Below are 14091 nucleotides of genomic sequence, written 5' to 3'. Positions count from 1 at the left end.
GCGCTTTGCTAATCCTTCGCCGCCATCAGGCTGGATAGAAGACTTCCACCTCCAAGCTGTCGATCATGCTCGGCACACACAAAAAAGCGGCGCCCGGAGGCGCCGCTTTCGAAACTCTATCCGTCGCCGGCTTACGCCGCCTCGGCTTCCTTGGCCTGGGACGGACCGGAGTCCTGGCCCTTGGCGTCGACGTCGCGATCGACGAACTCGATCACGGCCATCGCGGCGTTATCGCCGTAGCGGAAGCCGGCCTTGATGATGCGGGTGTAGCCGCCCTGGCGGTCCTTGTAGCGGGTCGCCAGCGTGTCGAACAGCTTCTTGACCATGTCGACGTCGCGCAGCTCCGAGATCGCCTGGCGGCGCAGCGAGAGGCCGCCCTTCTTGCCGAGCGTGACGAGCTTCTCGACGATCGGCCGCAGCTCCTTCGCCTTCGGCAGCGTGGTGACGATCTGCTCGTGCTTGATCAGCGCGGCCGCCATGTTGGCGAACATCGCCTTGCGGTGCTCGGCGGTGCGGTTGAGCTTCCGATGAACCTTGCCGTGACGCATTTTTCGTATTCCTTACTTTGACTGCCACGACGGTTCGTCGGACATGTTGCTCAGGTGGGCTGCCTGCGTTCGCCCGCGAAAGCGCGAGGCGCTTTCGCTTTCTTGTTTGAGCATGATCCTTATCGGAAAACCGCTTCGCACTTTTCCGGGATCATGCTGCGCTCAGTAGTGATCCTCGAAGCGCTTGGCGAGCTCGTCGATGTTCTCCGGCGGCCAGCCCGGCACTTCCATGCCGAGGTGCAGACCCATCTGGGCCAGCACTTCCTTGATCTCGTTCAGCGACTTGCGGCCGAAGTTCGGAGTGCGGAGCATTTCCGCTTCCGACTTCTGCACGAGGTCGCCGATGTAGACGATGTTGTCGTTCTTCAGGCAGTTGGCCGAACGCACCGACAGCTCGAGCTCGTCGACCTTCTTGAGGAAGGCCGGGTTGAAGGCGAGATCCGGAATGATCTCCTGCGCGACTTCCTTGCGCGGCTCTTCGAAATTGACGAACACGTTGAGCTGATCCTGCAGGATGCGGGCGGCATAGGCCACCGAGTCATCCGGCGTGATCGCGCCGTTGGTCTCGATCGTCATGGTCAGCTTGTCGTAGTCAAGGATCTGGCCCTCGCGGGTGTTCTCGACCTTGTAGGAGACCTTGCGGACCGGCGAGTACAGGCTGTCGACCGGGATCAGGCCGATCGGCGCATCCTCGGGACGGTTGCGCTCGGCGGGCACGTACCCCTTGCCGGTCGAGACCGTGAACTCCATGCGGATCTCCGCGCCCTCGTCGAGCGTGCAGATCTGGAGGTCCGGATTGAGCACGGTGACGTCGCCGACTGTCTGGATGTCGCCGGCGGTGACCACGCCCGGGCCCTGCTTCTTCACGACCATGCGCTTGGGGCCTTCGCCCTGCATCTTGATCGAGATGTCCTTGATGTTGAGCACGATGTCGGTGACGTCCTCACGGACGCCAGCGATCGAGGAGAACTCGTGCAGCACGCCGTCGATGTGCACCGACTGCACGGCCGCGCCCTGGAGCGAGGACAGCAGGATGCGGCGCAGCGCATTGCCGAGGGTCTGGCCGAAACCACGCTCGAGCGGCTCGGCGACGATGGTCGCAAAACGGGCCGGATCGCTGCCGGGGGACACCTGGAGCTTGTTCGGCCGAATCAGTTCTTGCCAATTTTTCTGGATCGTCACTGTTTCACCCATACAGGCCAGTCAGTTTGAGGCATCAAACACTGGCGTTGGAGAAAGGCCGCAGATCATTCCCGCGGCTTCTAAAAAAGTCATTGCGGGCGACGATGCGCCCGCAACCTCGTATCAAACGCGGCGGCGCTTGCGCGGCCGGCAACCATTGTGCGGGATCGTGGTCACGTCGCGGATCGAGGTGACGGTGAAGCCCGCAGCCTGCAACGCGCGGAGCGCCGACTCGCGGCCCGAACCGGGACCGGCGACTTCGACTTCCAGCGTGCGCATGCCATGCTCTTGCGCCTTCTTGGAAACGTCCTCCGCAGCGACCTGCGCTGCATACGGGGTCGACTTGCGCGATCCCTTGAAACCCATGGTGCCCGCCGACGACCAGGCGATCGTGTTGCCCTGCGCGTCCGTGATGGTGATGGTCGTGTTGTTGAACGACGAGTTCACGTGCGCGACGCCGGAGGCGATGTTCTTGCGCTCACGACGGCGAACGCGGGTGGCTTCCTTGCCCATTGATGACCTTTCCTGTGATCTCAAGCGCCGCCGTAATGCCAGCGGCTACACCTGTGGAACGAAAGGCGCGTGGCGAACCGAGGATCCCTCTATCGCCACACGCCATACTTGAATTGCAGAACTTACTTCTTCTTGCCGGCGATCGCCTTGGCCGGCCCCTTGCGCGTGCGCGCATTGGTGTGGGTACGCTGGCCGCGCACCGGCAGACCGCGACGATGACGCAGGCCGCGATAGCAGCCGAGGTCCATCAGACGCTTGATGTTGATGCCGACCTCACGACGCAGGTCGCCCTCGACGAGGAAGTCGCGGTCGATCACTTCGCGGATCTGGAGCACTTCAGCGTCGCTCAACTGGCTGACGCGGCGATCCTCGGGGATCTTCACCTTCTCGATGATATCGGCGGCGATCTTCGGGCCGATGCCATGGATGTACTGGAGCGCGATCAGGACGCGCTTGTTGGTCGGAATATTTACGCCGGCAATACGGGCCACGGCCTTCTCTCCTGTTGCCGATCCTCGTCAGGATCGGGCTTTAAGTGCTTGTGTTCTCGGGCAGGTGTTCACAAACGCGAACACGACGCCCACCCCCCGGTCTTCCTGGGGCCCGGCATCGTCTGAAACTATCCGACTTGGATGCGGGGCTTATTAAGGGATTCCCGGGGGTTTCGTCAACCGCTGCTAGCGCTTAGCTCGCTTTTTCGTGACCTTTTTTGGGGCCTTTTTGGCACCCTTTTTTGCGGCCGCCTTGACGGCCTTTTTGGCGGCTTTCTTGACCGCCTTCTTGCTCATCTTTTTGGCGGCCTTTTTGGCGCTCTTGGTCGGCTTCTTGGCGCCCTTCCCGGCTTTTTTGGCCGTTTTGGCCTTCTTGGAGGCCTTTTTAGCCCCCGGCTTGGCCGGAGCGGCCTTAACCACGCTCTTGGCCGCGCTCTTGGTAGGCCCCTTGGTGTGCGTCTTGGGCTCGACCGCCCCGAGCGCCAGGAGAAGCCGGTGGATGGCCCGGGTGACCTCGTCGATGGCCATCATGCCGTCGACGGTCGAGAGCTTGCGCCGCTCGGAATAGTAGTGAATCAGCGGTTCCGTCTGGCTGCGGTAGCTGGCGAGGCGCTTGGTCAGCACCTCCGGGGTGTCGTCCAGCCGCACCTCCTCGCCGCGCTCGCGCATCTGGGCGACGCGGGTCTCGACACGATTGAGCAGCGCGCTCTCGTTGACCCGCAGCTCGATGACGCCATCGAGCTTGAGGTGCTTGTGCTTGAGCAGTTCGTCCAGCGCCTCGGCCTGCGGCACGGTGCGCGGAAAACCGTCCAGGATAAAACCCTTCTTCGCGTCGGGCTGGTCGATCCGGTCAGAGATGATTCCGACCACGACGTCGTCGGGCACCAGCCCACCGCTCGCCATGATCTCCTTGGCCTTCAGCCCGACCGGCGTGCCGGCCGCAACCGCTGCGCGAAGCATCTCGCCGGTCGAAAGCTGGACAATGCCGTAGCGCTGCACCAGCAGTTGCGCCTGGGTCCCCTTGCCTGACCCCGGCGGTCCCAGAAGTATAATTCTCATTGGCGTTCGCCCCCCGGATTGGTGAGCGATAGGTCGCGCACCTGATTTAAGAGATCAAGAACAGTGCAAACCACAATCAGCGCCGCACCACCATTGATCATCATACTATAAGGCAGCCCGACCCCGTAAGGCTCGAAGATCTCCGGAATCAACTGCAGCGCCGTCAGGTAGACGGCTCCGACGACCGTCGTCAATGACACCACGCGATCGAGGTAATCGGCTGTTGCCTCGCCCGGCGCGACGCCGGGAATTGTACCGCCCTGCTTGGCCAGCGATTCGGCCGCGTGCTGAGGGTCCACGACATAGGCGGTGTAGATGAGGGCGAGCACGAACACCGCGATGGATCCGAGGATCATGTGAACCGGCGAGCCAAGCTGCAGGTGCTTGTACGCCGCCGCGATCCACGGCGCATCGGCACCAAGGATGTAGGTCAGAAATGCCAACGGCAGAAACAGGAACCAGGGCGCCACGGTGGTCGGCACCAGATAGCCGGCGCTGTTGATCTTGATCGGCAGAACCGCCGATCGCGCCGGCAGCACGCGCTCACCGACCTTGCGTTCGGCGAAGTCGACACGGATATTCCGTCGCGCGCCTTCGACGAAGACGATCAGCGCGACGAGCACGATCCAGAAGACGGCATGGGTCAGCGCAAGATTGCCGGATATCTGGCCGCTCTGCAAAAGGTCGAGGATGCCTGCAACGTCGCCCGGAACGTGGACGAGAATGCTGACGCTCAGCACCAGTGCAAGACCATTGCCGATTCCATAGCGGGCGATCAGCTCGCTCAGCCAAACCAAAACGAATACGCCGCCGACCATCGAGGCGGTCGCCGACAGCACGAACCAGTCGCCGGGATCGGGAACGACGTTCGGGATCGTCAGAAGCGTCGAAGCGATGCCGTAGGCCTGGAAGGACGCGATCACCAGCGTCAGGATCAGGGTGTAACGGGCAATCCTGCGCCGGCCGCGCTCGCCCGACCTCTCGAGCGAGCTCAGCCTTCCCCACACCATCGCTATCAGTTGGACGATGATCGCCGCGCTCAGATAGGGAACGAGATGGAGGGCAACGATGGACAGGCGGGTTATCGCACCGGCCGCCACCGGGCCGCCCGTCAGCCAATCGCCCGGGCGAAGCCCGGGGAGCAGGACGTGAGCGCCGAGCCTGAAAAGGAGTAGCGCGCCAATCGTGACAGCGATCCGGCGCGCAAGCTCCCTCGTCATCTACGGCGGCCCCTCAGCTTCGACTTCCGGATCAGCCCTTCATATTGATGGGCGAGCAGATAGCCCTGAACCTGCGCCACCGTATCCATGGTGACACTCACCACGATCAGCAGCGACGTGCCGCCAAAGTAGAACGGCACCGAAGCGTAGGAAATCAGGATTTCCGGGATCAAGCAGACGATCGCAAGGTAAATCGCGCCAACCACGGTGATGCGCGACAGCACGTAGTCGATGTACTCCGCGGTGCGCTCGCCGGGGCGGATGCCCGGGATGAAGCCGCCATGCTTCTTGAGATTGTCGGCGGTCTCGGTCGGGTTGAACACGATCGCGGTGTAGAAGAACGCGAAGAACACGATCAGCGCGAGATACATGAACAGGAACAGCGGCCGGCCGTGCCCGAGCTGGGTCGTGAGCCACTGGAACCACTCAGGTCCCTTGCCCGCGTTGAAGTTCGCGACCGTGGTCGGCAGCAGGAGCAGCGAGGACGCGAAGATCGGCGGGATCACGCCCGAGGTGTTGAGCTTCAGCGGCAGATGCGAGGACTGGCCCTCGAACATCTTGTTGCCGACCTGGCGCTTCGGATACTGGATCAGCAGGCGGCGCTGCGCGCGCTCCATGAACACGATGAAGGCGATCACGGCGACCGCCATGACGATGACGACCAGGATCAGGCCGGTCGACATCGCGCCCTGACGGCCGAGCTCGAGCATGTTGGCGAGCGCCGAGGGCAGCTCGGCGACGATGCCGGCCAGGATGATCAGCGAGATGCCGTTGCCGATGCCGCGCGAGGTGACCTGCTCGCCGAGCCACATCAGGAACATGGTGCCGCCGGTCAGCGTGATCGCGGTGGACAGGCGGAAGAACAGGCCGGGGTCGCTGACGACGTTGCCGGCGCCTTCGAGACCGACGGCGATGCCGTAAGACTGGAACGCGGCCAGGATCACGGTGAGATAACGCGTGTACTGGTTCAGCAGCTTACGCCCCGCCTCGCCTTCCTTCTTCAGCGCCTCGAGCTGCGGCGACACCGTCGTCAGCAGCTGAATGATGATCGAAGCCGAGATGTACGGCATGATGTTCAGCGCGAAGATCGCCATGCGGTGGATGCCGCCGCCGGCGAACATGTTGAACATGCCGAGGATGCCGCCAGCCTGGGAGCGGAACACCTGCTCCCAGATGTTGGGGTCGATGCCGGGCAGCGGAATGTAGGTACCGAGCCGGTAAACGAGCAGCGCACCCAGGGTGAACCAGATACGCTTCTTCAGTTCGTCGGCCTTGGCCAGCGCGCCGAAATTCAGGTTGGCTGCAAGTTGTTCCGCTGCTGAGACCATATTGGGCTTTCTCCCGCCGCCTTTTGCGCCGTCATGCCCGCGACCCCATGGACACTCGGCAGACGCCGGCCATTATCTGGTGCTCGGCCTCGATAAGTCCATCGTCAAGCACGCGAAAAGGCCCGCAGGGCGCGGGCCAATGACGCAGTTGTTACGCCGCCTCGCCTTCGTCCTTGGCGGGCGCGAGGATCTTCACCGAACCGCCGGCCTTCTCGACCGCCGCGATCGCGGACTTCGTGGCGCCGTGCACCTCGATGTTGAGCTTGGCCTTGAGCTCGCCGCGGCCGAGCAGACGCACGCCGGCCTTGGAACGGCGCAGCACGCCGGCCTTCACCAGTGCCTCGGCATTCACGACGCTGCCGGTCTCGAGCTTCTTGGCATCGACGGCGTCCTGGAGCCGGTCGAGATTGATCTCGGCGAACTCGACGCGGAAGATGTTGTTGAAGCCGCGCTTGGGCAGACGGCGATGCATCGGCATCTGGCCGCCTTCAAAACCCTTGATGCGCACGCCCGAACGCGCGGTCTGGCCCTTGCCGCCGCGGCCGGACTGCTTGCCCTTGCCGGAACCGATGCCGCGGCCGACGCGCATGCGCTTCTTGCGCGAACCGGGATTGTCGGCGATCTCGCTGAGCTTCATCGCCCTTCTCCTTGTGTCTTGCGCATGATCCGGTCCGAAACCGGTGCCGGGATCACGCGCCCTTGATTACTTCTCGTCGACGATGCGGACGAGATGGTGAACCTTCTCGATCATGCCGCGGACCGCCGGGGTATCCGGCAGTTCGGCGACACGGCCGATCTTGTTGAGCTTGAGCCCGATCAGCGTCGAGCGCTGCGAGTGATGGCGGCGGATCGCGCTGCCGGTCTGCTCGACCTTGATCGTCTTTGCGGTCTTAACGGCACCCTTGGCCATCGTCTGAACTCCGAAAGCTGTCGTTAGTCGGCAGCCGCCTCGGCATCGCCGCCGATACGGCGGGACTGCAGAGTGGACACCTTGATGTTGCGGCGCGCCGCGACCGAACGCGGCGAATCCTGGTGCTTCAGCGCGTCGAAGGTCGCACGCACCATGTTGTACGGGTTCGACGAGCCGATCGACTTCGCCACCACGTCCTGGACGCCGAGCGTCTCGAACACGGCGCGCATCGGGCCGCCGGCGATGATGCCGGTACCGGCCGGGGCGGCACGCAGGTAGACACGGCCCGCGCCATGACGGCCGGCGATGTCGTGATGGAGCGTGCGGCCTTCACGCAACGACACGCGGGTCAGGTTGCGCTTGGCGGATTCGGTGGCCTTGCGGATCGCCTCAGGCACTTCGCGCGCCTTGCCGTGACCGAAGCCGGCGCGGCCCTTCTGGTCGCCGATCACGACCAGCGCCGCGAAGCCGAAGCGCTTGCCGCCCTTGACGACCTTGGCCACGCGATTGATGTGGACCAGCTTGTCGACGAACTCGCTGTCGCGCTCCTCGCGCTCCTTCCGGTCGCGTCCGCCGCCGCGTTGATCGCGTCCACCACGTTGTTCGCGTTCTGCCATTTTTCCAATCCTTCAGAGGCTTGCGCCTCAATCCTCAAATTCTGTTAGAAGCTCAGCCCACTCTCACGCGCCGCGTCGGCCAGTGCCTTGACGCGCCCGTGATAGAGGTAGCTGCCGCGATCGAACACGACTTCCTTGACGCCCTTCTCCGCAGCGCGCTCGGCCAGCAGCTTGCCGACCGCCTTCGCCGCATCGATATCGGCGCCGGTCTTGCCACCGTCGCGCATCGCCTTCTCGAGCGAGGAGGCCGACGCCAGCGTCTCGCCCTTCAGGTCGTCGATGACCTGGGCGTAGATGTGCTTGGACGAGCGGAACACGGACAGGCGCGGACGGCCGCCGGCGGAGCGGCGCAGCTTCAGCCGCACACTCCGCTTGCGCCGGGCATTCGTAACCTTGGCTTTCGACATGACCGGCTCCGTTACTTCTTCTTGCCTTCCTTGCGGAAGATAAATTCGTCGGCGTACTTCACGCCCTTGCCCTTGTAGGGCTCCGGCGGACGGTAGCTGCGGATCTCCGCGGCAACCTGGCCGACGCGCTGAACGTCGCTGCCCGAGATGTTGATCTCGGTCGGCTTCGGCACGGTGATCGTGATCCCATCCGGGATCGCATAGACCACGTCGTGGCTGTAGCCGAGCGCGAGCTGGAGGTTCTTGCCCTGCATCGCGGCGCGATAACCGACGCCGGTGATTTCGAGCTTCTTCTCAAAACCCTTGGTGACGCCCTCGACGAGGTTCGCGACCTGGGCGCGTGCGGTGCCGTACAGCGCCCGCGCGCGGTTGGTCTCGACCCGCGGCTTGACCTTGACCTGGCCGCTCTCGAGCTTCACCTCGACGTCGTCATGGACGACGAACTGAAGCTGGCCCTTCGGCCCCTTCATCTTGACGGTCTGCCCGTCAACGGTCGCGGTAACGCCCGACGGAACCGCCACAGGCCTTTTGCCAACACGTGACATGGATCAAAAATCCTTCTCAGAACACCGTGAAGAGGACTTCGCCGCCCACATTCGCGTCACGCGCGTCGTGGTCAGCCATGATCCCCTTCGGCGTCGACAACACCGAAATGCCGAGTCCGTTATTGACCCGCGGCAGGTTCTTCACCGAGGCGTAGACACGACGCCCGGGCTTGGAGACCCGCTCGATCTCGCGGATGACGGGCTCGCCGTCGAAATACTTCAGCTCGATCTCGATCTCGCTGCGGCCGGAGGTGTGCTCGACCGTGGCGTAGCCGCGGATGTAGCCCTCGTTCTTCAGCACATCGAGCACGTTCTGGCGCATCTTGGAGCCAGGCGTGGAGACCTTAGTCTTGGCACGCATCTGCGCATTGCGGATGCGGGTGATCAGATCGCTGATTGGATCGTGCGTAGACATCTAACCGACCCTCCTTACCAGCTGGACTTCACGAGGCCCGGGACCATGCCCTTGGAGCCGAGGTCACGCAGCGCGATGCGCGACAGCTTGTTCTTGCGGTAGTTCGAGCGCGGACGGCCCGACAGCTCGCAACGCAGGCGGATGCGGGTCGCCGACGAGTTGCGCGGCATTTCCGCAAGCTTCAACGTCGCGGCGAACCGCTCTTCCATCGGCAGCTTCTTGTCGGCGATGATCGTCTTCAACCGCTCGCGCTTGGCGGCGGCGTTCTTCACCATCCGCTTGCGCCGGTTGTTCTTCTCGACTGAACTCTTCTTTGCCATGCTTGGCTCCTGGGTATCCGCGTTTGAGAGGCTGCTCGTCAGCGTCTCACTGCCGGAACGGGAAATTGAAAGCGGTCAACAAGGCCCTCGCCTCTTCGTCGGTCTTGGCCGTGGTGCAGACGGTGATGTCCATGCCGCGGGCCTCGGTGACCTTGTCGAAGTCGATCTCGGGGAAAATGATGTGTTCCTTGATGCCGAGCGAATAGTTGCCGCGGCCGTCGAAGCTCTTCGGGTTCAGCCCGCGGAAGTCGCGAACGCGGGGCAGCGCGACGTTCACCAGGCGATCGATGAACTCGTACATGCGGGCCTTGCGCAGCGTGACCTTGCAGCCGATCGGCTGGTTCTCACGCAGCTTGAAGGTCGCAATCGCGATGCGCGAATAGGTCACGATCGCCTTCTGGCCGGCGATCTGCGTCAGCTCGGCAGCGGCGGTCTCGGCCTTCTTGCGGTCGTTGACGGAATCGCCCACGCCCATGTTGAGCACGACCTTGTCCAGCCGCGGCACCTGCATGACGTTCTCATAACCGAACTTCTCGGTCATCGCCGTGCGGATCTTCGCGTCGTATTCCGCGCGCAGGCGCGGCGTGTAAGCGGCCTCAGCCATCGATCTCAGCTCCCGAGCTCTTGGCAACGCGGACCTTCTTGCCGTCCGCCTGAATCTTGAATCCGATGCGCGTCGGCTTTCCGTCCTTGCCGAGATACGCGATGTTGGACAGTTGGATCGGCGCCTCTTTCGAGATGATGCCGCCCTCCTGGGCCTGCGTCTGCTTCTGGTGACGCTTGACCATGTTGATGCCGCGCACCAGAGCGGTGCCGGCATCCGGGCGCACCTCGAACACCTCGCCGGTGCGGCCCTTGTCGCGACCGGTCAGAACGATGACCTTGTCGCCCTTGCGGATCTTCGCAGCCATCACAGCACCTCCGGCGCGAGCGAAATGATCTTCATGTGGTTCTTGGCGCGCAGCTCGCGCGGCACGGGCCCGAAGATACGGGTGCCGACCGGCTCGGCCTGGTTGTTGATCAGGACGGCGGCGTTACGGTCGAAACGGATGACCGAACCGTCGGGACGGCGGATGTCCTTGCGGACTCGCACCACCACGGCCTTCATCACGTCGCCCTTCTTCACCTTACCGCGCGGAATCGCTTCCTTGATCGACACGACGATGATGTCGCCCACGGTGGCGTAACGGCGCTTGGAGCCTCCAAGCACCTTGATACACATGACACGGCGTGCGCCAGAATTGTCGGCCACGTCGAGGTTGGTCTGCATCTGAATCATTGATGCACCTCGTCCTCTTTCTCTTTGCGCAAGCAGCTTGCGCTCAAAATTTCCCTGAAGTCAGTCGGCGGAAAGCCGGCAGCTCAGGCGCTTTTCTTGTGTTCGCCCCGGATCACGATCCAGCGCTTCAACTTCGAAATCGGCTTCGATTCCTCGATCCACACCATGTCGCCCGGCTTGAACTCGTTGTTCTCGTCGTGCGCGTGGTAGTTCTTCGAACGGCGGATCGTCTTCTTGTAGATCGGGTGCGTGAAGCGGCGATCGACGCGCACCACGACGGTCTTGGCAGTCTTGTCGCTGACGACCACGCCTTGCAAAGTACGTTTCGGCATCTTCGTAAGCCTCTTACTTCTTCTTCGCGCGCGTCTGCGCGGCGACGGTCTTGATGCGGGCGATGTCGCGGCGAGCCTCGCGCAGGCGCGAGGTGTTCTCGAGCTGCCCGGTGGCGCGCTGGAAGCGCAGGTTGAAGCGCTCCTTCTTCAGGTTCAGGATGGCGTCATCCTGCTGGTCGGGGCTCATCGCGCGGATGTCTTCGATCTTCATCTGGGCCATGGCCATTACTCCGCAATGCGCTCGACGAAGCGCGTCTTGATCGGCAGCTTGGCAGCGGCCAGGGTCAGCGCCTCGCGTGCGGTCTGGTTGTTGACGCCGTCGATCTCGAACAGCACCCGACCCGGCTTGATGCGCACGACCCACAATTCGGGCGAGCCCTTGCCGGAGCCCATGCGCACTTCGGCCGGCTTCTTCGACACCGGCACGTCCGGGAACACGCGGATCCAAACGCGGCCGGCGCGCTTCATGTGGCGGGTCAGCGCGCGGCGGGCGGCTTCGATCTGGCGCGCGGTGACGCGATCCGGCTCGGTCGCCTTCAGGCCGAACTGGCCGAACGCCAACGTCGCGCCCGAAGTCGCAACGCCGTGGATACGGCCCTTATGCGCCTTCCGGAACTTCGTTTTCTTTGGTTGCATCATGGCTTTAAGCCCTCAATTCCTGTCCTGGCTTCAAGCTGCGTCGCGACGCGGCCGGCCACTGCCGCCACCGCTCTCGCCTTCAGCCATCCGCTTGTCCTGGGCCATCGGATCGTGCTCGAGGATCTCACCCTTGAAGATCCAGACCTTGACACCGCAGGTGCCGAAGGTCGTGAACGCGGTCGCAACGCCGTAGTCGATGTCGGCGCGCAGCGTGTGCAGCGGCACGCGACCTTCGCGGTACCACTCCATGCGCGCGATTTCCGCACCGCCCAGACGACCCGAGCAGTTGATGCGGATGCCTTCGGCGCCGAGACGCATCGCCGACTGCACCGCGCGCTTCATGGCGCGGCGGAACGCGACGCGGCGCTCGAGCTGCTGCGCGATCGATTCGGCGACCAGCGTGGCATCGAGCTCCGGCTTGCGGATCTCGACGATGTTGATCACGACGTCCGACGAGGTGATGTCGGCGACCTTCTTGCGCAGCTTGTCGATGTCGGCGCCCTTCTTGCCGATCACGACACCCGGACGGGCCGAGTGGATGGTGACGCGGCACTTCTTGTGCGGACGCTCGATCACGATGCGGGCGACGGCCGCCTGCTTGAGCTCCTTGTGCAGGATCTCGCGGATCTTGACGTCCTCGTGCAGCAGCTTGCCGTATTCCTGCTTGCCGGCGAACCAGCGCGAATCCCAGGTCCGGTTGATGCCGAGACGCAGACCGATCGGATTGATCTTTTGACCCATCGTTTTCTCCTGCGTCCCTTAAGCCGCTGCTTCGGCTTCGACCTGACGAACGATGATCGTCAGTTGCGAAAATGGTTTGTAGACACGGCCCGAGCGGCCACGGCCGCGCGCGGCAAAGCGCTTCATCACGAGACCGTTGCCCACGAAGGCCTGCGCCACGACGAGATCGTCGACGTCTAGGTCGTGGTTGTTCTCGGCGTTGGCGATAGCCGATTCCAGGCACTTCTTCACGTCGACCGCGATCCGCTTGCGCGAGAACTGCAGGTCGGCGAGCGCCGCCGACGCCTTCCGGCCGCGAATGAGCTGGGCGACCAGGTTGAGCTTCTGCGGGCTCACCCGCAGCATCCGGGCGACCGCCTTGGCCTCGTTGTCGGCGAGGCTCCGTTCGCGCTTAGGTTTGCTCATCGTTTAATCCTCAAGCCTTCTTGGCTTTCTTGTCGCCCGAATGGCCATGGAAGGTCCGGGTCGGCGAGAACTCGCCGAACTTGTGACCGACCATTTCCTCGTTGACCGCCACCGGCACGTGCTTCTGGCCGTTGTAGACGCCGAACGTCAGGCCGACGAACTGGGGCAGGATGGTCGAGCGACGGCTCCAGATCTTGATGACGTCGTGACGGCCGGACGCACGCGCGGCATCCGCCTTCTTGAGCAGCGAGCCCTCGACGAACGGGCCTTTCCAGACTGAACGAACCATGTCCGCCGTTCCTTACTTCTTCCGCTTGTGGCGGCTTAGGAGAATGAATTTGTTGGTCGACTTGTTGGTGCGGGTCTTCTTGCCCTTGGTCGGCTTGCCCCACGGGGTGACCGGGTGGCGGCCGCCCGAGGTGCGGCCTTCACCGCCGCCGTGCGGATGGTCGATCGGGTTCATGGCGACGCCGCGGTTGTGCGGGCGACGGCCCATCCAACGCTTGCGGCCGGCCTTGCCGATCGAGGTATTCATGTGGTCCGGGTTCGACACCGCGCCGATCGTGCCGCGGCAACGGCCGTGGACCAGGCGCTGCTCACCCGAGTTGAGGCGAATGATGACGTAGTCCTGGTCGCGACCGACGATCTGGGCGTAGGTGCCGGCGGAACGCGCGAGCTGACCGCCCTTCCCGATCTTGGTCTCGATGTTGTGGATGATCGTCCCCACCGGCATGTTGCCGAGCGGCATGACATTGCCCGGCTTCACGTCGACGTAATTGCCGGCAACCACGGTGTCGCCGACGGCGAGGCGCTGCGGGGCCAGGATGTAGGCCAGCGTGCCGTCCTGGTACTTGATCAGCGCGATGAACGCGGTGCGGTTCGGATCATATTCCAGCCGCTCGACAGTCGCGGGCGTATCGACCGTGTCACGCTTGAAGTCGACGGTGCGGTAGGCCTGCTTGTGGCCGCCGCCGCGGAAGCGCACGGTGATGCGACCGGTGTTGTTGCGGCCACCCTTGGACTGCTTGCCCTCGGTGAGCGCCTTGACCGGCTTGCCCTTGTAGAGGGCCGAACGATCGACCATGACCAGCTGGCGCTGGCCCGGCGTCGTGGGGTTGAATGTCTTCAGTGCCATCGTCG

At 63.6% G+C, this 14091-nt stretch carries 24 protein-coding genes; all 24 read right to left on the bottom strand.

What is annotated here, in order from left to right:
* Positions 1-131 precede the first annotated feature (131 nt).
* Entirely contained in the window at positions 132-548 is a 417-nt protein-coding gene (gene rplQ / locus JQ632_RS17095) for a 50S ribosomal protein L17 (protein ID WP_212403728.1), read from the bottom strand.
* Between the two features lie 162 nt (positions 549-710).
* Positions 711-1742 (bottom strand): DNA-directed RNA polymerase subunit alpha, encoded by a 1032-nt coding sequence (locus JQ632_RS17090; protein WP_212403727.1) that lies wholly within the window; start codon positions 1740-1742, stop codon positions 711-713.
* Between the two features lie 111 nt (positions 1743-1853).
* Positions 1854-2243, bottom strand: coding sequence for a 30S ribosomal protein S11 (gene rpsK, locus JQ632_RS17085; protein WP_007603045.1), 390 nt, complete (start codon positions 2241-2243; stop codon positions 1854-1856).
* A 122-nt stretch (positions 2244-2365) separates the two neighbouring features.
* A complete protein-coding gene (gene rpsM / locus JQ632_RS17080; protein ID WP_212403726.1) occupies positions 2366-2734 on the bottom strand; it encodes a 30S ribosomal protein S13 in 369 nt (122 codons plus the stop codon).
* A gap of 186 nt (positions 2735-2920) precedes the next feature.
* On the bottom strand, positions 2921-3793 hold the full coding sequence (locus JQ632_RS17075) for an adenylate kinase (RefSeq protein ID WP_212403725.1): 873 nt from the start codon (positions 3791-3793) through the stop codon (positions 2921-2923).
* Positions 3790-5013, bottom strand: a complete 1224-nt coding sequence (locus tag JQ632_RS17070) for a preprotein translocase subunit SecY (RefSeq protein WP_212403724.1) — start codon at positions 5011-5013, stop codon at positions 3790-3792. The genes JQ632_RS17075 and JQ632_RS17070 overlap by 4 nt, the downstream gene beginning before the upstream one ends.
* Positions 5010-6341 (bottom strand): preprotein translocase subunit SecY, encoded by a 1332-nt coding sequence (gene secY, locus JQ632_RS17065; RefSeq protein ID WP_212403723.1) that lies wholly within the window; start codon positions 6339-6341, stop codon positions 5010-5012. Before secY ends, JQ632_RS17070 begins: the two co-directional genes overlap by 4 nt.
* Before the next feature lie 151 nt (positions 6342-6492).
* On the bottom strand, positions 6493-6978 hold the full coding sequence (gene rplO, locus JQ632_RS17060) for a 50S ribosomal protein L15 (RefSeq protein WP_212403722.1): 486 nt from the start codon (positions 6976-6978) through the stop codon (positions 6493-6495).
* Between the two features lie 66 nt (positions 6979-7044).
* A complete protein-coding gene (gene rpmD, locus JQ632_RS17055) occupies positions 7045-7251 on the bottom strand; it encodes a 50S ribosomal protein L30 (protein ID WP_212403721.1) in 207 nt (68 codons plus the stop codon).
* Between the two features lie 23 nt (positions 7252-7274).
* Complete coding sequence (gene rpsE / locus JQ632_RS17050) at positions 7275-7868, bottom strand: 30S ribosomal protein S5 (protein ID WP_027549202.1); 594 nt, start codon at positions 7866-7868, stop codon at positions 7275-7277.
* A gap of 44 nt (positions 7869-7912) precedes the next feature.
* Positions 7913-8275 (bottom strand): 50S ribosomal protein L18, encoded by a 363-nt coding sequence (gene rplR, locus JQ632_RS17045; protein ID WP_025036986.1) that lies wholly within the window; start codon positions 8273-8275, stop codon positions 7913-7915.
* Between the two features lie 11 nt (positions 8276-8286).
* A complete protein-coding gene (rplF, locus tag JQ632_RS17040; protein WP_212403720.1) occupies positions 8287-8820 on the bottom strand; it encodes a 50S ribosomal protein L6 in 534 nt (177 codons plus the stop codon).
* A 16-nt stretch (positions 8821-8836) separates the two neighbouring features.
* Entirely contained in the window at positions 8837-9235 is a 399-nt protein-coding gene (rpsH, locus tag JQ632_RS17035; protein ID WP_140982244.1) for a 30S ribosomal protein S8, read from the bottom strand.
* 14 nt (positions 9236-9249) lie between these two features.
* On the bottom strand, positions 9250-9555 hold the full coding sequence (gene rpsN, locus JQ632_RS17030) for a 30S ribosomal protein S14 (protein WP_212403719.1): 306 nt from the start codon (positions 9553-9555) through the stop codon (positions 9250-9252).
* 46 nt (positions 9556-9601) lie between these two features.
* Entirely contained in the window at positions 9602-10159 is a 558-nt protein-coding gene (gene rplE, locus JQ632_RS17025; RefSeq protein ID WP_038935917.1) for a 50S ribosomal protein L5, read from the bottom strand.
* A complete protein-coding gene (rplX, locus tag JQ632_RS17020) occupies positions 10152-10466 on the bottom strand; it encodes a 50S ribosomal protein L24 (protein WP_212403718.1) in 315 nt (104 codons plus the stop codon). Before rplX ends, rplE begins: the two co-directional genes overlap by 8 nt.
* Complete coding sequence (gene rplN / locus JQ632_RS17015) at positions 10466-10834, bottom strand: 50S ribosomal protein L14 (RefSeq protein ID WP_072823614.1); 369 nt, start codon at positions 10832-10834, stop codon at positions 10466-10468. The genes rplX and rplN overlap by 1 nt, the downstream gene beginning before the upstream one ends.
* An 83-nt stretch (positions 10835-10917) precedes the next feature.
* The gene (rpsQ, locus tag JQ632_RS17010; RefSeq protein ID WP_027549198.1) at positions 10918-11166 is read right to left on the bottom strand and encodes a 30S ribosomal protein S17; all 249 of its coding nucleotides are present in this window, start codon (positions 11164-11166) and stop codon (positions 10918-10920) included.
* A 13-nt stretch (positions 11167-11179) separates the two neighbouring features.
* Positions 11180-11386 (bottom strand): 50S ribosomal protein L29, encoded by a 207-nt coding sequence (gene rpmC, locus JQ632_RS17005; RefSeq protein ID WP_011088144.1) that lies wholly within the window; start codon positions 11384-11386, stop codon positions 11180-11182.
* Between the two features lie 5 nt (positions 11387-11391).
* Entirely contained in the window at positions 11392-11805 is a 414-nt protein-coding gene (gene rplP / locus JQ632_RS17000; protein ID WP_140982251.1) for a 50S ribosomal protein L16, read from the bottom strand.
* A gap of 30 nt (positions 11806-11835) precedes the next feature.
* Positions 11836-12546: a 30S ribosomal protein S3 gene (rpsC, locus tag JQ632_RS16995; protein WP_212403717.1), complete on the bottom strand. Its 711-nt coding sequence runs from the start codon at positions 12544-12546 to the stop codon at positions 11836-11838.
* Positions 12547-12564: 18 nt separating this feature from the next.
* Positions 12565-12951: a 50S ribosomal protein L22 gene (rplV, locus tag JQ632_RS16990; RefSeq protein ID WP_008549264.1), complete on the bottom strand. Its 387-nt coding sequence runs from the start codon at positions 12949-12951 to the stop codon at positions 12565-12567.
* 10 nt (positions 12952-12961) lie between these two features.
* Positions 12962-13240 (bottom strand): 30S ribosomal protein S19, encoded by a 279-nt coding sequence (rpsS, locus tag JQ632_RS16985; RefSeq protein WP_008136357.1) that lies wholly within the window; start codon positions 13238-13240, stop codon positions 12962-12964.
* Between the two features lie 12 nt (positions 13241-13252).
* Positions 13253-14086: a 50S ribosomal protein L2 gene (gene rplB, locus JQ632_RS16980; protein WP_212403716.1), complete on the bottom strand. Its 834-nt coding sequence runs from the start codon at positions 14084-14086 to the stop codon at positions 13253-13255.
* Positions 14087-14091: the final 5 nt, after the last annotated feature.

It is taken from the genome of Bradyrhizobium liaoningense, assembly GCF_018130955.1.
GTDB lineage: Bacteria > Pseudomonadota > Alphaproteobacteria > Rhizobiales > Xanthobacteraceae > Bradyrhizobium > Bradyrhizobium liaoningense_C.
Note: the sequence above shows the minus strand (reverse complement) of the source record. Positions and strands in the feature narration are given on the sequence as shown.